At 67.1% G+C, this 19,202-nt stretch carries 18 protein-coding genes; 17 read left to right on the forward strand and 1 reads right to left on the reverse strand.

All coding sequences use genetic code 11. The annotated features are described in order from the left end of the window. Positions 1-184: 184 nt before the first annotated feature. Both OOZ48_RS11450 and OOZ48_RS11455 read left to right on the forward strand, forming a co-directional pair. Positions 185-562 (forward strand): ArsR/SmtB family transcription factor, encoded by a 378-nt coding sequence (locus OOZ48_RS11450; RefSeq protein WP_269498410.1) that lies wholly within the window; start codon positions 185-187, stop codon positions 560-562. Beyond that, complete coding sequence (locus OOZ48_RS11455) at positions 559-756, forward strand: YgaP family membrane protein (protein ID WP_269498412.1); 198 nt, start codon at positions 559-561, stop codon at positions 754-756. Before OOZ48_RS11450 ends, OOZ48_RS11455 begins: the two co-directional genes overlap by 4 nt. A gap of 115 nt (positions 757-871) precedes the next feature. On the opposite strand, the gene OOZ48_RS11460 is transcribed toward OOZ48_RS11455, so the two are convergent. Further along, complete coding sequence (locus OOZ48_RS11460; protein ID WP_269498416.1) at positions 872-3,718, reverse strand: valine--tRNA ligase; 2,847 nt, start codon at positions 3,716-3,718, stop codon at positions 872-874. A gap of 172 nt (positions 3,719-3,890) precedes the next feature. On the opposite strand from OOZ48_RS11460, the gene ndk reads away from it, so the two are divergent. From ndk to OOZ48_RS11535, 15 genes are all read left to right on the forward strand, one after another. Then, positions 3,891-4,316 (forward strand): nucleoside-diphosphate kinase, encoded by a 426-nt coding sequence (gene ndk / locus OOZ48_RS11465; RefSeq protein ID WP_269498418.1) that lies wholly within the window; start codon positions 3,891-3,893, stop codon positions 4,314-4,316. A gap of 48 nt (positions 4,317-4,364) precedes the next feature. Continuing rightward, positions 4,365-5,516, forward strand: a complete 1,152-nt coding sequence (gene rlmN / locus OOZ48_RS11470; protein WP_269498420.1) for a 23S rRNA (adenine(2503)-C(2))-methyltransferase RlmN — start codon at positions 4,365-4,367, stop codon at positions 5,514-5,516. Beyond that, a complete protein-coding gene (locus tag OOZ48_RS11475) occupies positions 5,513-6,016 on the forward strand; it encodes a helix-turn-helix domain-containing protein (protein WP_269498422.1) in 504 nt (167 codons plus the stop codon). The genes rlmN and OOZ48_RS11475 overlap by 4 nt, the downstream gene beginning before the upstream one ends. Further along, positions 6,013-7,323, forward strand: coding sequence for a flavodoxin-dependent (E)-4-hydroxy-3-methylbut-2-enyl-diphosphate synthase (gene ispG, locus OOZ48_RS11480; RefSeq protein WP_269498423.1), 1,311 nt, complete (start codon positions 6,013-6,015; stop codon positions 7,321-7,323). Before OOZ48_RS11475 ends, ispG begins: the two co-directional genes overlap by 4 nt. 5 nt (positions 7,324-7,328) lie before the next feature. Next, a complete protein-coding gene (gene hisS / locus OOZ48_RS11485; RefSeq protein WP_269498425.1) occupies positions 7,329-8,612 on the forward strand; it encodes a histidine--tRNA ligase in 1,284 nt (427 codons plus the stop codon). 6 nt (positions 8,613-8,618) lie between these two features. Then, positions 8,619-9,257 carry a YfgM family protein gene (locus OOZ48_RS11490; protein WP_269498426.1) on the forward strand — a complete coding sequence of 213 codons (639 nt, stop codon included), beginning with the start codon at positions 8,619-8,621 and terminating at the stop codon, positions 9,255-9,257. Positions 9,258-9,261: 4 nt separating this feature from the next. Further along, positions 9,262-10,416 (forward strand): outer membrane protein assembly factor BamB, encoded by a 1,155-nt coding sequence (bamB, locus tag OOZ48_RS11495; RefSeq protein ID WP_269498428.1) that lies wholly within the window; start codon positions 9,262-9,264, stop codon positions 10,414-10,416. Next, positions 10,409-11,797, forward strand: a complete 1,389-nt coding sequence (gene der / locus OOZ48_RS11500; protein ID WP_269498430.1) for a ribosome biogenesis GTPase Der — start codon at positions 10,409-10,411, stop codon at positions 11,795-11,797. The genes bamB and der overlap by 8 nt, the downstream gene beginning before the upstream one ends. 1 nt (position 11,798) lies before the next feature. Next, positions 11,799-12,881: a histidinol-phosphate transaminase gene (gene hisC / locus OOZ48_RS11505; protein WP_269498431.1), complete on the forward strand. Its 1,083-nt coding sequence runs from the start codon at positions 11,799-11,801 to the stop codon at positions 12,879-12,881. Positions 12,882-12,984: 103 nt separating this feature from the next. Next, positions 12,985-13,221: an RNA chaperone Hfq gene (gene hfq, locus OOZ48_RS11510; protein WP_269498433.1), complete on the forward strand. Its 237-nt coding sequence runs from the start codon at positions 12,985-12,987 to the stop codon at positions 13,219-13,221. Positions 13,222-13,298: 77 nt separating this feature from the next. Then, complete coding sequence (gene hflX, locus OOZ48_RS11515) at positions 13,299-14,402, forward strand: GTPase HflX (protein WP_269498435.1); 1,104 nt, start codon at positions 13,299-13,301, stop codon at positions 14,400-14,402. Further along, positions 14,380-15,699, forward strand: a complete 1,320-nt coding sequence (gene hflK / locus OOZ48_RS11520) for an FtsH protease activity modulator HflK (RefSeq protein ID WP_269498436.1) — start codon at positions 14,380-14,382, stop codon at positions 15,697-15,699. The genes hflX and hflK overlap by 23 nt, the downstream gene beginning before the upstream one ends. Before the next feature lie 10 nt (positions 15,700-15,709). Further along, entirely contained in the window at positions 15,710-16,606 is an 897-nt protein-coding gene (gene hflC, locus OOZ48_RS11525) for a protease modulator HflC (RefSeq protein WP_269498439.1), read from the forward strand. 23 nt (positions 16,607-16,629) lie between these two features. After that, positions 16,630-17,787, forward strand: a complete 1,158-nt coding sequence (locus OOZ48_RS11530; protein WP_269498690.1) for an ATP phosphoribosyltransferase regulatory subunit — start codon at positions 16,630-16,632, stop codon at positions 17,785-17,787. Between the two features lie 98 nt (positions 17,788-17,885). Next, positions 17,886-19,181: an adenylosuccinate synthase gene (locus OOZ48_RS11535; protein ID WP_269498441.1), complete on the forward strand. Its 1,296-nt coding sequence runs from the start codon at positions 17,886-17,888 to the stop codon at positions 19,179-19,181. Positions 19,182-19,202: the final 21 nt, after the last annotated feature.

Genomic DNA, 19,202 nt, shown 5'->3' on the forward strand with positions numbered 1-19,202 from the left:
GTGGCCGGTGGCGGGAGTGCGGGGTGATCGTCTGCTCTCATGGAGGGTCGAAAAATCGTGGAAGACAAACCTGCGATTGCATGTTATTATTTAACTAATTACGCAAATAGTCAATTAATATATAAGTCACTCAGTTGAACGCCTGGCGTACACTATGCGCTCATATCCTTCCGACTTTATTGACATGGGTCTACTTCCGCCCGAAGTGCTCGAGCCTGTCGCGGCTTACTTCCGCGCCTTGTCCGAGCCGACGCGACTGCACATTCTCAGCCTGCTGCGGCAAGGCGAGCACAATGTCGGCGAGCTCGCCGAGCTATGCGGCTATACCACGGCCAACGTCTCGCGCCACTTGTCCGTGCTGAAAAAACACGGCCTGGTCGTGCGCGCGGCGCGCGGCAACAGTGTCTATTACCAGATTGCCGATCCGTCTGTGGAGGCGCTGTGCGATCTGGTCTGCGGCAGCATCCTGCGCCAGATCGAGGAGGGTGCGCGGCAACGCGCGGCCTTTGCCTCGATGCGCGGGGCCGCCGACGATTCCCCCCCCACGAAGGAGTCACCATGACATTCAATATCGGCACGGCCGACCGCATCCTGCGGATCATCGTCGGCATCGTCCTCATCGCGCTCGCGGCAACCGGAACGGTGGGCTGGTGGGGCTGGCTGGGCGTGATCCCGCTGGCCACCGGCCTGTTTCGCTTTTGCCCCATGTATGCTCTGCTGGGCATCCGGACGTGCCCGCTGAAGCCGCGGGGCTGATGCTGCGGGGCTGAAGCCGCGGGGCTGATGCCGCAGGGCGTATGACGATGCCCCCCGGGCCGCCCGGGCGCCCCGTGCGCCGAGGGGTGCCCGGGGTTGCTGCGCGCGCCCGCTGTTACGCGTCCAGGCGCGCGCGCTGGGCGCGGACCTTGTCCAGCATGTCGCCGAATTGGGCGAGACGGGCCTTTTCCTGCTCGACCACCGCGGCGGGCGCGCGTTCGACGAAGCTGGCGTTGCCGAGCTTGCCGCGCGCCTTGGCGATTTCCTTGTCCAGCCGGTCGATTTCCTTGTCCAGACGCGCTTGTTCGGCCGCCACGTCGATCTCGACGTGGAGCATGAGCTGTACGGCACCCAGGACCTGGACCGGCGCGCCCAGGTCGGGCAGTTGCGCCGCCGCCTGGACGCTGTCGAGCCGCGCCAGGGCCATCAGGTAGGGGCGTAGATCGTCGAGGTCGGTGATCTCACCCTGGATCAGCAACGGCACGCGCTGGCCTGGGGCCAGGCCCATTTCGCCGCGCAGCGCCCGGATGGCGTCGGTCAGTGACTTGAATTCGGCCATGCGCGCCGCGGCGGCCGCATCGCGCAGGTCGCCGCGGGCCGTCGGGTAGGGCTGGGTGCTGATGCTGGCCTCGGCCTGGCCGCCGCGCAGGCCGGCCGCCACGGACACCTTTTGCCAAAGTTCCTCGGTGATGAAGGGCATGATCGGATGGATCATCCGCAGCAGGGTCTCGAGCACGTGGATCAAGGTGCGGCGCGTGGCCGCCTGCTGCACCGCGTCGCCGGATTGCAGACGGACCTTGGCCAGCTCGACGTACCAGTCGCAGTACTCGTCCCAGATGAAGTGGTACAGGCGGTCGGCCACCTGGTCGAAGCGGTATTGCTCGAATCCCGTGTGGACCTCGTCGATCAGCTCCTGCAGGCCGTCGATGATCCAGCGGTCGGCAAAGGACAGGTCGCCGGCCTGGGCCCGGCCCAGGTCGTGGCCCTCGACGTTCATCAGCACGAAGCGCGTGGCGTTCCAGAGCTTGTTGCAGAAATTGCGGTAGCCTTCGCAGCGCTTGAGATCGAAATTGATGTTGCGGCCGAGCGTCGCGTAGGCCGCCATGGTGAAGCGCAGCGCATCGGCGCCGTAGGCGGGGATGCCGTCGGGGTAGTCCTTGCGCGTGCGCTTGCGGATGGCCTCGGCCTGGCGGGGATTCATCAGGCCCGCGGTGCGTTTTTCAACCAGGGCGTCCACGCCGATGCCGTCGATCAGGTCGACGGGATCGATGGTGTTGCCCTTGGACTTGGACATTTTCTTGCCTTCCATGTCGCACACCAGCCCGTGCACGTAGACGGTGCGGAAGGGGACCTGCCCGGTGTGGTGCATGCTCATCATGATCATGCGGGCGACCCAGAAGAAAATGATGTCGAAGCCGGTCACCAGCACGGCCGAGGGCAGATAGCGTGCCAGGTCGGGGGTTTGCTCGGGCCAGCCCAGGTCGGTGAAGGGCACCAGCGCCGACGAGAACCAGGTGTCGAGCACGTCGGCATCGCGCGTGAGCGGGCCCTCGATGCCGGCCTCGCGCGCCTGGCGCTGGGCCTCGTCCGCGTTGCGCGCGACGAAGATCCGCCCGTCGGGCGCATGCCAGGCGGGGATCTGGTGGCCCCACCAGAGCTGGCGCGAAATGCACCAGTCCTGGATGTTCTCGAGCCACTGGTTGTAAGTGGTGGTCCAGTTCTCGGGCACGAAGCGCACCTGGCCGTCGGCCACCACCTCGAGGGCGACCTCGGTGATGCTCTTGCCCGGATGCAGGCTGCCCTCGGGCGCCGGACGGCTCATGGCGACGAACCACTGGTCGGTCAGCATGGGCTCGATGATGGAGTGGGTGCGGTCACCGCGCGGCACCATGAGTTTGTGCGCCCGCACGGCCTGCAGCAGGCCCTGGGCCTCGAGGTCGGCGACGACGCGCTTGCGCGCCTCGAAGCGGTCCAGGCCCCGGTAGGTTTCGGGCGCCTCGTCCGAGATGCGGGCGTCCAGCGTCAGGATGCTGATCATCGGCAGGCCGTGGCGCTGGCCCACCGCGTAGTCATTGAAGTCGTGGGCCGGGGTGACCTTGACCACGCCGGTGCCGAACTCGCGGTCCACGTAATCGTCGGCGATGACCGGGATTTCGCGTCCCACCAGGGGCAGGGTCACGGTCCGCCCGATCAGGTGCGCATAGCGCTCGTCCTCGGGGTGGACCATGACGGCCACGTCGCCCAGCATGGTCTCGGGCCGCGTGGTGGCGACCACCAGGTGATCCAGTCCGCCGGAGGGTTGGGTCAGGGGATAGCGGATTTCCCACATGTGGCCGTCTTCCTCGGTGCTGACGACCTCGAGGTCGGACACCGCAGTGCCCAGGATCGGGTCCCAGTTCACCAGGCGCTTGCCGCGGTAGATCAGGCCTTGTTCGTAGAGGCGCACGAAGACTTCGACCACGCCGCGCGACAGGCGCTCGTCCATGGTGAAGTATTCACGCGACCAGTCGCACGACGAGCCCAGGCGGCGGAACTGGCCGGTGATGGTGCTGCCGGATTTTTCCTTCCAGGCCCAGACCCGCTCGAGGAATTTTTCGCGGCCGAGGTCGTGGCGCGAGATCTTTTCCGCGTCCAGCTGGCGTTCGACGACGATCTGCGTCGCGATGCCGGCGTGGTCGGTGCCCGGGATGAACACCGTGTCGTCGCCGCGCATGCGGTGATAGCGGATCAGGCCGTCCATGATGGTCTGGTTGAAGGCATGCCCCATGTGCAGCGTCCCCGTGACGTTCGGCGGCGGGAACTGGATGGCGAAAGAGGCCGGCGCGCGGCCGTCGGGCGGCGGCGCATGCCGGCCGCCGGCGAATACGCCGCTGCGTTCCCATTGCGCATACCAGCGGGACTCGATGTCCTGCGGTTCGAAACTCTTGGGCAACTGGCTGGGCGATTCGGCTGAGGCGGTCATGTCGGTGGGAAGTTGTGCGCGGGGCGCGATGGACGCAAAAAGGCTCATTTTATGCGCTGGGGAGACGGGTGTGGCATGGTAAAATGCGCGGTTGACATAAACTTGAATAAAGTGATTGTTTTCATTGGGAAAACCGATTTCCCGCCGTCCCAACCTTCATTGCGGATTCTTCATGGCTATTGAACGTACTCTTTCCATCATCAAACCCGATGCCGTCGCCAAGAACGCGATCGGCCAGATCGTCGCCCGTTTCGAACAGGCCGGCCTGAAGGTCGCCGCCGCCCGCCTGCAGCAGCTCTCGCGCGACGAGGCCGAGCGTTTCTATGCCGTCCACAAGGAACGCCCCTTCTACAAGGATCTGGTCGACTTCATGGTCTCGGGTCCGGTGTTCGTCCAAGTGCTCGAAGGCGAGGACGCGATTGCCAAGAACCGCGACCTGATGGGTGCCACCGATCCCAAGAAGGCCGCCGCGGGCACCATCCGCGCCGATTTCGCCGAGAGCATCGACGCCAATGCCGTCCACGGCTCCGACGCGCCCGAGACCGCGGCCGTCGAGATCGCCTTCTTTTTCCCCGAAAGCAACATCCACAGCCGCTGACGCGGCCGGGCGCCCCTCGTTGGGCGCCCCCGCATCGCCGAACACCGCATGTCCGCCGTTCCATCCATCAATGTCCTCGGGCTCGATCCCGACGCCCTGACCAGCCTGGTCGCCCAGTGGGGCGGCAAGCCCTTTCGCGCGCGCCAGCTCTCGCGCTGGATCCATCAGCGCGGCGAGGACCGTTTCGAGGCGATGACCGACCTGGCGCGCGATTTCCGGACGCGCCTCGAGGCCAACTGCACGGTCGGCGGGCCGGTGGTCAATCTGGAAAAGCGCTCGGCGGACGGCACGCGCAAGTGGCTGTTCGACATGGGGCAGGGCAATGCCATCGAGACCGTCTTCATTCCCGAGGACGACCGCGGCACCCTGTGCATCTCCAGCCAGGCCGGCTGCACCGTGGCCTGCCCGTTCTGCTCCACGGGGTACCAGGGCTTCAGCCGCAACCTGACCACGGCCGAGATCATCGGCCAGCTTTGGCATGCGAACCGCGCCCTGCGCGATGATCCGTCGGCGGCACGCCTCGAGGGGGCGGCGGGCGAGGCCGGGCGCGCCGTCAGCAACGTGGTCATGATGGGCATGGGCGAGCCCCTGCTGAATTACGACCAGGTCCTGGGCGCCTTGCGCCTGATGCTCGATGACCATGCCTACGGCCTGTCGCGGCGCCGCGTGACGGTGTCGACCTCGGGGGTGGTGCCCATGATCGACCGCCTCGCGCGCGACTGTCCGGTGGCGCTGGCGGTGTCCCTGCACGCGCCCAACGATGAATTGCGCGATCGGCTGGTGCCGCTGAATCGCAAGCACCCGCTGGCTGAGTTATTGGCTGCGTGCAACCGATACCTGGAGCATGCGCCCCGCGACTTCATTACATTCGAGTACATTATGCTCGATGGCATCAACGATACGGACGAGCACGCGCGCCAGTTGATTCAGATCGCACGGCAAGTGCGCTGCAAGTTCAATCTGATTCCGTTCAACCCCTTTCCGCAATCCGGGCTGCGACGCTCGCCGGCGGCGAGGATCCGCTTGTTCTCCCAGCGTCTCGTCGACGCCGGCTTGGTGGTGACGGTGCGCAAGACGCGCGGCGACGACATCGATGCGGCCTGTGGCCAATTGGCTGGCGAGGTTCGGGACCGCACGCGCATCGACGAACGCCTGCCCGATCGGGCGCGCATCGTCATCAGAAAAAAGGAGCATGGATGAACCAAGTCCCCGAGTTCGATATGCGGATGCGGGAGTCGGCGCCCGAGGACGCGCCGCTGGGAATCGGCGAGGCTCTCAGGCGCATGCGCGAGGCCCGGGGGTTCACCCTTCAGGAGGTTTCCGCGCGCATCAAGTATTCCGCCGTGCAGCTGGGATACCTCGAGGCCCACGAATGGGCCCGTCTGCCGGGGGGCGTGCCGCTGCGGGGGCTGGTTCGCAACTACGCCCGTTTCCTCGATGCCGACGTGGAGGCCATGCTGCGCTTGCTCGATGACGAGGTCGGGCCGACACGGCCCAGTCCCACGGTCGCCTCGCTGGGCGCCTCGCAGACCCTGCGTGCCGCCGACATGGCCCCCAAAGGCGAACCCGCCCATCGCACCTGGAGCTGGCTGCTGCTGATCCTCGTGCTGCTGTGCGTAGCCGGCCTCTATGCGATCAATCGCGGCTGGGTGCCCGATGAATGGCTGATTTTCGATTGGTTGAAGGCCTTGAAGCCATGAGTTCCACTGTATCGGGCGCCGAGCCCTGCGCGGCTGCGCGCCGGCCCACCCGCGCGGTCGTCGTGCGCTGGGGCGACCATGCCGTTCAGGTCGGCGGCGGGGCGCCCGTGGTGGTGCAGTCCATGACCAACACCGACACCGCCGATCCGCAGGCCACCGCGCTGCAGGTGCGCGACCTGGCGCGTGCCGGTTCCGAGATCGTGCGCGTGACGGTCAACACGCCCGAGGCGGCCGCCCAGGTGGCGGCGCTGCGCAACGCCCTGGACCGCATGGGCGTCCAGGTGCCGCTGGTGGGCGACTTCCACTACAACGGCCACAAGCTCCTCACCCAGTTTCCCGATTGCGCGCAGGCGCTCTCGAAATACCGCATCAACCCCGGCAATATGGGCGGCGGCAAGCGGCGCGACGACAATTTCGCGCAGATGATCGAGGTCGCCTGCCGTCACGACAAGCCGATCCGGATCGGCGTGAATTGGGGCAGCCTCGACCACGAGCTGCTGGCGCGGATGATGGACGAGAACGCCGCCAGCGCGCAGCCCTTGACGGCCAACGCCGTGATGCGCGAGGCCCTGGTGGTTTCGGCCATCAGCAACGCGCGCCGCGCCGAGGAACTCGGCCTGCGCGGCGACGCCATCGTCCTGTCCTGCAAGGTCAGCCACGTGCAGGACCTGATCGCCGTCTATACCGACCTGTCGGCGCGCTGCGACTACCCGCTGCATCTGGGCCTGACCGAGGCGGGCATGGGCAGCAAGGGCATCGTCGCCTCGACCGCCGCCCTGGCCGTGCTGTTGCAGCGCGGCATTGGCGACACCATCCGCATTTCGCTCACGCCGGAACCCGGCGGGGACCGCGCCCGCGAGGTCGTCGTCGCCCAGGAAATCCTCCAGACCATGGGCCTGCGCGCCTTCACCCCCATGGTGGTGGCGTGTCCGGGCTGCGGGCGCACCAGCAGCACCGTCTTCCAGGAACTCGCGGCCAGCATCCAGGGGTTCCTGCGCGACCAGATGCCGGTCTGGAAGACCCGCTATCCCGGGGTCGAAACGCTGAACGTCGCCGTCATGGGCTGCGTGGTGAACGGCCCGGGCGAAAGCCGCCACGCCGATATCGGCATCAGCCTGCCGGGCACCGGCGAGGTGCCCGCCGCACCGGTCTATGTCGACGGCGAGCGCACGGTGACCCTTAAGGGCGATACCATCGCCGAGGAATTCAAGGCGATCGTGGAACATTACGTCGCCCGGCGTTTCGGACAGGAGCCGGGCGAGCCGCCCGCGCGCCGTCCGGGCGTCGTGGCGCGCCATCCGGATTGATCGACATGTCCGATTTCAAGAAAGTCCGTGCCCTGACGGGCATGAAGGATGCGCTGCCGCCCGAAAGCGTCCAGTGGGAGGCCCTCGAGGCCATCGTGCGGGACTGGCTGGCCGCCTACGGCTACCAGAACCTGCGCACGCCGGTGCTCGAGCACACGCGCTTGTTTGCGCGCGGCATCGGCGAGGTCACCGACATCGTCGAAAAGGAAATGTATTCTTTCGTCGATCCCTTGAACGACGAGCGCCTGACCCTGCGTCCCGAGTTCACCGCCGGCATGGTGCGCGCCGTCATCGAGCACAACGTCCTCTATGACCGGCCGCGCCGCGTCTATGCCTTGGGGCCGGTGTTCCGCCACGAGCGCCCCCAGCGGGGGCGCTACCGGCAATTCCACCAGATCGACGTCGAGGCGCTGGGCTTCCCCGGCCCCGACGTGGATGCCGAACTCATCGTGATGCTGTCGCGCCTGTGGCGGCGGCTGGGCCTGGACGATATCCGGCTCGAGATCAATTCCCTGGGCCAGGCGGCCGAGCGCGCGGCCCACCGGGCCGCCCTGATCGAGCACCTGCAGCGCCACGTCGACGTGCTCGATGACGAGGCACGCCGCCGCATGCACTCGAATCCGCTGCGCGTGCTCGACACCAAGAATCCCGCGATGCAGGACATGGCCAACAGTGCGCCGCGCCTGTTCGATTTCCTCGGCGAGGAGTCCCTGGCCCATTATCGCGGCCTGTGCGCGCGCCTCGAGGACGCGGGCATCACCTATACGCTCAATCCGCGCCTGGTGCGCGGCCTGGACTATTACAACCTCACCGTGTTCGAGTGGGTGACCGATCGGCTGGGCGCCCAGGGCACGGTCTGCGGCGGCGGCCGCTATGATGGCCTGATCGAGCTCCTGGGCGGCAAGCCCGCGCCGGCCGTGGGCTTCGCCATCGGCATGGAGCGCCTGCTCGACCTCTGGTCGCAAAAGGACCAGTACGCGCATCCGGCGGAGTGCCAGGTCTACGTGGCGCACCAGGGCGAGGACGGCCAGCGCCGCGCCGCGTCCCTGGCCGAGGCCCTGCGCGACGCCGGACTGCGGGTACTTGTCCACGCGGGTTCGACTGGGTTTAAATCACAATTTCGCCGCGCCGACGCCAGTGGCGCGGCCGTGGCGGTCGTCGTCGGCGGCGACGAGCTGGCTTCGGGCCGGGCGACGGTCAAGTGGCTGCGCCGGGGGGCGCCCGAAGGCGAACAGCAAGAGTCGATCCCCTTCGATCGACTGGCCGAAGAATTGCAATCGAGGATTTGAAAAGGCATGGCATACGATCTCGAAGAACAGGAAAAACTGGACGCGCTGAAGGCTTGGTGGGACCGCTACGGCACGATCAGCATGGCGCTGGTGTTCGTCGTGGTCGCCGGCTTTGCGGGGTGGCGCGGCTGGCAGTGGTACCAGGGTCACCAGGCCAGCCAGGCCATGGGCTATTTCGAGGCGCTCGAGGCTGCCGCCGGCCAGCAAGGCGAGGATGCCGTGGCGCGCGTCAAGGCCGCCAGCGCCACGCTGCGCGAGGACTATCCCGATTCCGGCTATGCCGCGCGCGGTGTCCTGGTGGCGGCCTGGGCGCTCGAGCAGCGCGGCGACCTGGAGGGCGCCCGCGAGCAGTTGCAGTGGCTCGCGAAGAACTCGTCCGCGCCCGCGCTGGCGCCGGTGGCGCGCTTGCGCCTGGCCGGCGTGCTGTTGCAGGAAAAGAAATACGATGAGGCCCTGTCGCTGGTGCAGGGCGAGGCGCCCGAGGGCTTTGCCGCCTTGTATGCCGATCGGCGCGGCGACATCCTGGCGGCGCAGGGCAAGGCCGCCGAAGCGGTCCAGGCCTGGCGCGACGCGATCCAGGCCCTGGGCGCCGACCCCGCCACCCAGATCGTGCAACTGAAGATCGACGCCCTGAACGGAGCCTGACCCCATGCGTACCCCCGCTCGTCTGTTTCGCATCGCCGCACTCGGCCTGGGTCTGGCGATCCTGTCGGGCTGCGGCCTGTTTTCGCATACTGATGCACGCTACGATCCTGCGCCCCTGACCGAGTATGCGCCCGAACTCGCCGTGGCGGTCCGCTGGAACGCCTCGATCGGCAGCGGCGGCGGCTATGGATTTGCGCCGCAGGCGATCGGCGACACCGTGTATGCGGCGACGCCTTCAGGCGGTGTGGCGGCGCTGGCGCTGTCCACCGGCGCGGTCCGCTGGCAGGCCAACATCGACAAACTCAGCGCCGGGGCGGGCAGCGACGGCCGGACCGTGGCGGTCGTGAGCGACACCGGCGAGGTCATCGCCCTGGATGCCGAGCAGGGCGCCGAGCGCTGGCGCGCGCAGGCCGCGAGCGCGGTCAACATTCCGCCGGTCGTCGGCAGCGGGATCGTGGCGGTGCGCAGCACCGACTATCGCGTGCAGGCGTTCGATGCCGACACGGGCAAGCTGCGCTGGGAGGTCCAGCGTCCGGGACCGGCGCTGGCCCTGCGCACCAGCATGCGGATGCTGATCGTGCAGAATGTGCTCATCACCGGCATGCCCAATGGGCGGCTCATGGTGATCGACGCGGCGTCCGGCGCGGTGCGCTGGGAGGGCTCGGTCTCGGTGTCGCGCGGCGCCTCCGACCTCGAGCGCATCAGCGACGTGGTCGGCGCGCCGCTGCCCCTGGGCCCGCTGCTATGCGGCGCCAGCTACCAGGGCAGGGTGGCGTGCTTCGACGTGTCCCAGGGCGGACGGCTGATCTGGGATCGCCAGATTTCCACCTCCACCGGCATGGCCACCGATGGCCAGCGCATCTACGTTCCCGGAGGCCGCGACGTGGTGTACGCCCTCGATGTCCGGGGCGGTGAGGAGCTCTGGAAACAATCCGCGCTGCTGAACCGGCGCCTGAGCGCGCCGGCCGTGGTCGGCCCGGCCATTGCCATGGGCGATTACGAGGGCTACCTGCATTTCCTGTCGCGCACCGATGGCCGCCTGATGGCCCGGTTGCAGGTTGGCGGGGGCGCGCTCACCTCGCCTCCCCAGACGACCGACCAGGGCGCGCTGGTGCAGACCGGCAGCGGTGCCGTGATGCTGGTGGGCGTCCGTGACTGACACGCTGCTCAAGCCCGTCGTGGCCCTGGTGGGGCGCACGAACGTCGGCAAGTCCACGCTGTTCAATCGCCTGACGCGTTCGCGCGCGGCGCTGGTGGCGAATATTTCGGGCCTGACCCGCGATCGCCATTATGGCGAGGGCAGGGTGGGCGACCACCCATTCATCGTCGTCGACACCGGCGGTTTCGAGCCTGTCGCCACACGCGGCATTCTCGTCGAGATGGCACGCCAGACCGAGCAGGCCATTGCCGAGGCCGACGTCGTGGTGTTTCTCGTCGATGCGCGCGAGGGGGCCAATGCGCACGACCACGAGATCGCTCGCTTGCTGCGCAAGACCGGGCAGCGCGTGGTGCTCGCGGTGAACAAGGCCGAGGGCATGCGCCATCATGCCGACATGGCCCAGTTCTACGAACTCGGCCTGGGCGAACCCCTGCCGATTTCGGCGGCCCATGGCGACGGGGTGGCCGACCTGATCGAGCTGGCCCTGGCGCCCTTGGCGGCCGCCCATCCGGCGCCGCCGGATGAGGAGGCCGATGCGGCGGATGAGGCGGATGAGGCGGACGAGGCGGTCGACCATCGCATCAAGCTAGCCATCGCCGGCCGGCCGAACGTCGGCAAATCCACCCTGATCAATACCCTGGTCGGCGAGGAACGCGTCATTGCCTACGACTTGCCGGGCACGACGCGCGACGCCATCGAGATCGAATTCGAGCGCAAGGGACGCCGCTACACCCTCATCGATACCGCCGGCCTGCGCCGCCGCGGCAAGGTGTTCGAGACCGTCGAAAAATTCTCCGTCATCAAGACCCTGCAGGCCATCGAGGCCGCCAACGTGGTCCTGCTGCTGCTGGACGCCCGGGAAGGCATCTCGGACCAGGACGCCCATATCGCGGGTTTCGCGGTGGAGGCGGGCCGGGCGCTGGTGGTGGGGCTGAACAAATGGGACGCCGTGGACGCCGAGCAGCGCGCGTGGGTCCAGCGCGAATACGAGCGCAAGCTGCGCTTCCTGTCGTTCGCCAAGGTGCTGCACCTGTCGGCGCTCAAGGGGCAGGGCCTGGGGCCGGTGATGCAGGCGGTCGACGCGGCCCACGCCGCGGCCTTCGCCAAGCTCTCCACGCCGCGCCTGACGCGCACGCTGCAGGCCGCCGTCGAGCAGCAGCCGCCGCCGCGCAAGGGCATCTTCCGCCCCAAGATGCGCTATGCCCACCAGGGCGGCCAGAATCCGCCGCGCATCATCATCCACGGCAACGCCCTGGACGCCGTGCCGGATTCGTATCGCCGTTATCTCGAGGGACAGTTCCGCGAGGCGTTCAAGCTCGCCGGCACGCCTTTGTCCATCGAATTCAAGTCTTCCCGCAACCCCTATCTGAAGGATGAATGAGGTGAGCAAGCTCTGGAGCGACCACGTCGCCGGACTGGTGCCCTACGTCCCGGGCGAGCAGGCGCGCATGCCCAACCTGCTCAAGCTCAACACCAATGAAAACCCCTATGGGCCGTCGCCCAGGGCGCTCGAGGCCATGCGGGCCGCCTTGGGCGACGACTTGCGCCTGTATCCGGACTACAGCGCGCTGGCGCTGCGCCAGACGATCGCGCGGCATCACGGGCTGGACGCCGGCCAGGTCTTCCTCGGCAACGGTTCCGACGAGATCCTCGCGCATGTGTTCAACGCCCTGTTCCTGCGCGCGGGCCGTCCGCTGCTGGTGCCCGACATCACGTACAGCTTTTACCGGACTTATTGCCGGCTCTACCAGGTGCCCCACCGGCTGGTTCCCCTGGACGCGCAATTTGCGATCCGGGTCGAGGATTACGCCGGGCCGATGGCGGTCGAGCCCTCGGGCATCATATTCGCCAATCCCAACGCCCCCACCGGCTGTGCGCTGCCCCTGGCGTCGATCGATGCCATCGCGCGCGCGCGCCCCGATTCCGCCGTGGTGGTGGACGAGGCTTACGTGGATTTCGGCGCCGATTCGGCCGCCGCGCTCATGGACCGCCACGACAACCTCGTCGTCATCCATACCTTGTCCAAGTCCCGTTCACTCGCCGGTCTGCGGGTGGGCTACGCGCTTGCGCATCCCCCGGTGGTCGAGGCGCTCTCGCGCGTCAAGGACAGCTTCAACTCCTATCCCATGGACCGCATTGCGCTCGCGGGGGCGCAGGCGGCCATCGAGGACGAGGCCTATTTCGAACAGAGCCGCCGCGCGGTGATGGACGCGCGCCAGACCCTCGCCGGCGAACTGCGCGCACTGGGTTTCGAGGTTTTGCCGTCCGAGGCCAATTTCGTGTTCGCGCGCCATCCCGCCCGGGATGCGGCGGCCATCCAGCGGGCTCTGCGCGAACAGGCCATCCTGGTGCGGCATTTCAAATCGCCGCGGATCGAGCAGTTTCTGCGGATCACCGTGGGCACGCCCGAAGAATGCGCGCGCCTGTGCCGCGCGCTCGCTCAAATCCTGTCCGAATCGCATTAAAATTGATTCCGGCGGTATGGGCCGCATATTGCGCAAGCAGGATGCGGGAAAACCCTGTACAGTGGAATCCCTGACTATAAATTAAATAACCGGAGCCTCATCCATGAGCAACAAAGGGCAAATACTACAAGATCCCTTCCTCAACGCCTTGCGCAAGGATCACGTGCCCGTATCCATCTATCTCGTCAACGGCATCAAGCTGCAGGGCCAGGTCGAGTCCTTCGACCAGTATGTCGTCCTGCTGCGCAATACCGTGACTCAAATGGTCTACAAGCACGCCATCTCGACCGTGGTGCCGGCGCGCCCCGTTGCGTTCCAGGTTGATGATTCGGCGGACTGATATCCTTTCGTCCCTTCCGGATCGCATCGCCCGCCGCGCGGACCGCGCCGGCGGGCGTTGCTTTTAATGAGATATCCATGAAGTCTTTGGTCATCAGCGTCGACCTAGGGGAACCCGATTACGCGGCGCATGCCGAAGAATTCCTCATGCTTGCCCGCGGGGCGGGCGCCGAGGTTCTCGAGGTGCTGACGGTGCGGCGCGCCCGCCCCGACGCCGCGGGCTTCATCGGCTCGGGCAAGATCGACGAGGCGGCGGCGCTGGTCAAGGCCGTCGAGGCCGAAGTCGTGCTCTTCGACCAGCCCCTGAGCCCGGCCCAGCAGCGCAATCTCGAGCGCCGCCTCGAGGTCAGGGTGGTCGACCGCGTGAGCCTCATCCTGGATATCTTTGCCCTGCGGGCCAAAAGCCACGAGGGCAAGCTACAGGTCGAGCTCGCCCAGCTCCAGCACCTCTCGACACGCTTGACGCGGATGTGGACCCACCTCGAGCGTCAGCGCGGGGGGATCGGCGTGCGCGGCCCCGGCGAGTCGCAGCTCGAGACCGACCGCCGCCTGATCGGCATGCGCGTGCGCGCCCTGCGAGAGCGCCTCGTCCGGGTCCAGCGCCAACGCCTGACCCAGCGGCGGGCGCGCGCGCGCGGACAGACCCTGTCCGTGTCCCTGGTCGGTTATACCAACGCCGGCAAGTCGACGCTGTTCAACGCCCTGACCCGCGCGGACACCTACGCCGCCGACCAGCTCTTTGCGACCCTGGACACCACCACGCGGCGCACCTGGATCGAGGGCGCCGGCCAGGTCGTGGTGTCCGACACCGTGGGGTTCATCCGCGACCTGCCGACCACGCTGATCGCAGCCTTCCGGGCGACCCTCGAGGAAACCGTGCACGCGGACCTGCTGCTGCACGTGATCGACGCCGCCAGCCCGCAGCGCGACGAACAGGTGGCCGAGGTCAACAAGGTGCTGCACGAGATCGGCGCCGACGGGATCAGGCAGATCCTGGTCTATAACAAAATCGACACCGCGGGATATGAACCCCGGGTCGAGCGAGACGAACATGGTACGATTGCGCGAGTCTTTGTGAGTGCGCTGCAACGCAGCGGACTGGATGGTTTGCGGCAGGCGATCGCCGAGTCGGCAGGAATGACGGGAAACGATACGGTCAATGAAATTATTCAATCTGAATGACCCGGGCTGGGGCCGGGGCAACAACGAGGATCCCGATTCTTCGCGCAAAAAGCCCGGCCAGTCGGGCGGGCCGCCGGACCTGGACGAGGTCTGGCGCGACTTCAACAAGCGCCTGGGCGGCCTGCTGGGCAAACGTTCTTCCCGGCGCGGCGGCCCGCCTTCGGGCGGTGGCGGCGGCCTGCCCCAATTGCCCGGTCCCTCGCCCAAGTTCCTGCTGGGCCTGTTCATGGTGGCGGTGCTGCTGTGGCTCGCCAGCGGCTTCATGATCGTCCAGGAAGGCCAGGTCGCGGTCGTGACGCGCTTCGGCAAGTACACCCATACCCTCAATCCCGGCCTGCAGTGGCGCATGCCGTATCCGATCGAGGACTCCCAGGACGTCAACATCTCCCAGTTGCGGACCTTCGAGGTCGGCTTCCGGGGTTCGGCGCGCAACAAGGTCCTGCCGGAATCGCTCATGCTCACGCACGACGAAAACATCGTCGACGTGCAGTTCGTGGTCCAGTATCGCCTGCTGCCCGACGGGGCGCCGGCCTATCTGTTCAACACCAGCCAGCCCGACGAGTCCGTGCGGCAGGCGGCGGAAACCGCCATGCGCGAGATCGTCGGCCGCAAGCACATGGACTTCGTGCTGTATTCGGGCCGTACCGAGGTGGCTTCCGAGGTCCAGGCCCTGGCCCAGAGCATCCTCGACCGCTACCGGACCGGCATCCAGATCAGCACCGTGGCGATCCAGAACGTCCAGCCGCCCGAACAGGTGCAGGCGGCGTTCGACGACGCCGTCAAGGCGGGGCAGGACCGCGAGCGCCAGATCAACGAGGGCAATGCCTATGCCAGCCGCGTGGTGCCCGAGGCCGAAGGCCAGGCCGCCCGCATGATCCAGGACGCCGAAGGCTACAGCGCCCAGATCCTGGGCCAGGCCCAGGGCAACACGGCGCGCTTCGACAGCATCGAATCCGAGTTCGCCAAGGCGCCGTCGATCACCCGCGAGCGCCTGTACCTGGAAACCATGCAGGACATCATGACGGCCAGCAGCAAGGTCATGATCGATGCCGAGGTGGGCAACAACATGCTGTACCTGCCCCTGGACCAGATCATGAAGCAGGCGGCCGGCACCTCCGCGCACGGCGCCTCGGCCGGCTCGAACTCATCGAGTTCGGGCTCGGGGGCGAACACGGCGCCCGCGCAGGCGGCCGCCGGCGCCCAGGCCAGCGGATCGGCGAACAACGGTTCGGCGGCGCGGCGCGGCACCGGGCCGTCCGGCCTGGATTCGCTGATGGTCAGCCCGTATTCGCGCTAGGAGCCCTTCGATGCAACGTTTCTTTCCTGTCCTGGTCGGCCTCCTCGTGGTGATCGCGGTGCTGTCCTCGTGCATGTTCATTGTGCGCGAACGTGACTCCGCGCTGCTCTTCGCCCTGGGCGAGGTGCGCGAGACCATCACCAAGCCCGGCCTGTATTTCAAGTATCCACCGCCGTTCGAGAACGTGGTCTACCTCGACAAGCGCCTGCAGACGATCGAGACCCGCGATCCCGAGCGCATCCAGACGGCCGAAAAGAAAAACCTGCTGATCGACTCGTTCGTCAAGTGGCGCATTTCGGATCCGCGTCAGTACTACGTGACTTTCGGCGCCAACAGCAGCGCCGCGGTCGAGCGCCTGCAGGCGCAGATCCGCGATGCCCTGAACGCGGCGGTCAACGTGCGCACGGTCAAGCAGGTCGTCTCGAGCGACCGCGACACCATCATGAAGGAAATCCAGACCTCGGTGGCGCGCCGCGCCTCGCCGCTGGGCGTGGACGTGGTGGACGTGCGTCTGCGCCGCATCGATTTCGCCCCCGAGATTTCCGAATCGGTCTATCGGCGCATGGAGGCCGAGCGCAAACAAGAAGCCAACCGTCTGCGTGCGACCGGTGCCGCCGACAGCGAGCGCATCCGCGCCGAGGCCGACCGCAAGCGCCTCGAGATCCTCGCCAAGGCCTATGCCGAGGCGCAGGCGACGCGCGGCGAAGGCGATGCGCAGGCCGCGGCGATCTATGCGAAATCCTATGGGCGCAACGAGGAGTTCTACAGCTTCTACAAGAGCCTCGAGGCCTACCGTTCGAGCTTTGCCGAGCAGGGCAACACCCTGGTGCTCAGCCCCGATTCCGAGTTCTTCCGATTCTGGAACGATGCCCGCGGCGGGGCGCTGGACGCCGCGCCGGCGCGTTGAGGACGAATCGGACCGCTGCCATGATGTCGAACTGGCTGTTGCCGGAAAACCTGTCGGACGTCTTGCCTGCCGAGGCGCGCCGCATCGAGGAACTGCGTCGCGACCTGCTCGACCTGTATCGCACCTACGGCTTCGAGCTCGTGGCGCCGCCCATGGTCGAATACCTGGACTCGCTGATGTTCGCCGACGACGAGGCGCTCAGGCTGCGCACCTGCAAACTGGTCGACCAGCTCTCGGGCCTGACCATGGGCGTGCGTGCCGACATGACGCTGCAGGTCTCGCGCATCGACGCCCATCTGCTCAATCGCGAGGGCATCACGCGCTTGTGCTATTGCGGGCCGGTCATCCATGCGCGCCCCTCGGGCTTGCTGTCGGATCGCGAACTGTTGCAGATCGGTGCCGAGATCTTCGGCCATGCCGGGGTCGAGGCGGATATCGAAGCCATACAGCTCGCCATGGAGTCCGTGCGGCGGGCGGGCGTGCGCGAGGCGCGCCTGGACCTGAACCATCGGGGCGTAGGCCGTGCGCTGGTCGATGACGATCCGGCGCTCGCCGAGGCCGCGGGCCAGATCTACGACCTGCTCAGCGCCAAGGACGTGCCGGGGATCGAGGCCCTGCTGGCCGAGCGGGGTGCGCGCCCCGACAGCATCGAGGCGCTGCGGACGCTGACCACGCTGTATGGCGGCATCGAGGTGATCGAGCGGGCCACGCAATGCCTGCCGCCGCTGCCGGCGGTGCGCGCCGCACTCGACGAATTGGCCGGCCTGTGCGCCGCGCTGCCCGACCATGCGCTGGCCATCGACCTGGCCGACATGGGCGACAGCTACGGCTATCACTCGGGTGTCGTGTTCTCGATCTACGCCCAGGGCTGGCATGACGCTTTGGTCAGGGGAGGGCGCTACGACGGCATCGGCCGCAAGTTCGGCCGGATCCGTCCGGCGACCGGCTTCAGCCTCGACCTGCGGAAATTGTCGTCGGGACTGCCCGAGGCCCGGCCCGCGCGGGCCGTCCGGGCGCCATGGGGGCGCGACGCGGCGCTTGCCGAGGCGGTGGATGCTTTGCGCGCGCAAGGCGCGATCGTCATCCAGACGCCTGCCGGTCAGGCGCAGCCGCTCGACGAGTTCCTCGTCGACCGCGAACTCGTTCTCGAGGGCGGTGCCTGGATTCTCAAGGATATTTGAGGGAAACCCAGGATTCCGTCCGGATTGAAGATCCGGCTCAATGGTTTAAACTACTTCGTTTCCTGCGGCGGTCATTCGTCGCCTATTGATTGGTGCATATGAGCAAGAACATCGTCGTGATCGGGACCCAGTGGGGTGACGAGGGCAAAGGCAAGATCGTCGACTGGCTCGCCGAGTCCGCCCAAGGGGTGGTGCGTTTCCAGGGCGGGCACAATGCCGGCCATACCCTCTGGATCAACGGCCACAAGACCATCCTGCGCTTGATCCCCTCGGGCATCATGCACCCCCACGTGACCTGCTACATCGGCAACGGCGTGGTGCTGTCGCCCGAGGCGCTGCTGACCGAAATCAAGGAACTCGAGGCCGCCGGCCTCGAGGTGCGGCCGCGCCTGCAGATTTCGGCCGCCTGCCCACTGATCCTGCCCTATCACGTGGCGCTGGACCAGGCGCGCGAGGCGCGCAAGGGCGAGGGCAAGATCGGCACCACCGGCCGCGGCATCGGCCCCGCCTACGAGGACAAGGTCGCGCGCCGTGCGCTGCGCGTCCAGGACCTGTACGACCCCGAGATCTTCGATGAAAAGCTCGCCGAGGTCCTGGATTACCACAATTTCGTGCTGACGCAATACCTGGGGGCCAAGGCGCTGTCGGCCGACGAGGTGCGCGACCGGGTGATGGCGCTCGCCCCCGAACTCGAGCCCATGGTCGCCGACGTCTCCAGCAGCCTGCACGTGGCGCATCGCGCGGGCCATGGCCTGCTGTTCGAGGGCGCGCAGGGCTCGATGCTCGACATCGACCACGGCACGTATCCCTTCGTCACCAGCAGCAATTGCGTGGCCGGCACCGCCTCGGCGGGCGCGGGGATCGGGCCACAGATCCTGGATTATGTACTGGGCATCGCCAAGGCCTACACCACGCGCGTGGGCTCGGGGCCGTTTCCCACCGAACTGCTCGACGACACCGGCCTGCGCCTGGCCACGGTGGGCAAGGAATTCGGCTCGGTCACCGGCCGTCCCCGCCGCTGCGGATGGTTCGACGCCGCCGCGATGAAACGCTCGGTCATGATCAATGGCGTGACCGGCCTGTGCATCACCAAGCTCGACGTGCTCGACGGCGTCGAGCACATCAAGATCGGCGTGGGCTATCGCTATAAAGGCAAATTCCTCGACGTGCTGCCCTATGGGGCGCACGCCGCGGCCGAGGCCGAACCCGTGCTCGAGGAAATGGCGGGCTGGTCCGAGTCCACGGTGGGCATCACCGAATACGACAAGCTTCCGGTCAACGCCCGTCGCTACCTCGAGCGCATCGCCGAGATCTGCGACGTGCCCATCGATATGGTGTCCACCGGACCCGACCGCCTCGAAACCATCGTCCTGCGGCATCCGTTCCAGGGCTGACCGTCATCGACCATCGACCAT

It is taken from the genome of Castellaniella sp. S9 (assembly GCF_027257175.1).
Classification (GTDB): Bacteria; Pseudomonadota; Gammaproteobacteria; order Burkholderiales; family Burkholderiaceae_B; genus Castellaniella.

Bases quoted from the DNA above. Each gene is read 5' to 3' on its own strand.
- OOZ48_RS11450 (WP_269498410.1), top strand. From the start codon at position 185: ATGGGTCTACTTCCGCCCGAAGTGCTCGAGCCTGTCGCGGCTTACTTC.
- OOZ48_RS11455 (WP_269498412.1), top strand. From the start codon at position 559: ATGACATTCAATATCGGCACGGCCGACCGCATCCTGCGGATCATCGTC.
- OOZ48_RS11460 (WP_269498416.1), bottom strand. From the start codon at position 3,718: ATGACCGCCTCAGCCGAATCGCCCAGCCAGTTGCCCAAGAGTTTCGAA.
- ndk (WP_269498418.1), top strand. From the start codon at position 3,891: ATGGCTATTGAACGTACTCTTTCCATCATCAAACCCGATGCCGTCGCC.
- rlmN (WP_269498420.1), top strand. From the start codon at position 4,365: ATGTCCGCCGTTCCATCCATCAATGTCCTCGGGCTCGATCCCGACGCC.
- OOZ48_RS11475 (WP_269498422.1), top strand. From the start codon at position 5,513: ATGAACCAAGTCCCCGAGTTCGATATGCGGATGCGGGAGTCGGCGCCC.
- ispG (WP_269498423.1), top strand. From the start codon at position 6,013: ATGAGTTCCACTGTATCGGGCGCCGAGCCCTGCGCGGCTGCGCGCCGG.
- hisS (WP_269498425.1), top strand. From the start codon at position 7,329: ATGTCCGATTTCAAGAAAGTCCGTGCCCTGACGGGCATGAAGGATGCG.
- OOZ48_RS11490 (WP_269498426.1), top strand. From the start codon at position 8,619: ATGGCATACGATCTCGAAGAACAGGAAAAACTGGACGCGCTGAAGGCT.
- bamB (WP_269498428.1), top strand. From the start codon at position 9,262: ATGCGTACCCCCGCTCGTCTGTTTCGCATCGCCGCACTCGGCCTGGGT.
- hfq (WP_269498433.1), top strand. From the start codon at position 12,985: ATGAGCAACAAAGGGCAAATACTACAAGATCCCTTCCTCAACGCCTTG.
- hflX (WP_269498435.1), top strand. From the start codon at position 13,299: ATGAAGTCTTTGGTCATCAGCGTCGACCTAGGGGAACCCGATTACGCG.
- hflK (WP_269498436.1), top strand. From the start codon at position 14,380: ATGAAATTATTCAATCTGAATGACCCGGGCTGGGGCCGGGGCAACAAC.
- hflC (WP_269498439.1), top strand. From the start codon at position 15,710: ATGCAACGTTTCTTTCCTGTCCTGGTCGGCCTCCTCGTGGTGATCGCG.
- OOZ48_RS11530 (WP_269498690.1), top strand. From the start codon at position 16,630: ATGTCGAACTGGCTGTTGCCGGAAAACCTGTCGGACGTCTTGCCTGCC.
- OOZ48_RS11535 (WP_269498441.1), top strand. From the start codon at position 17,886: ATGAGCAAGAACATCGTCGTGATCGGGACCCAGTGGGGTGACGAGGGC.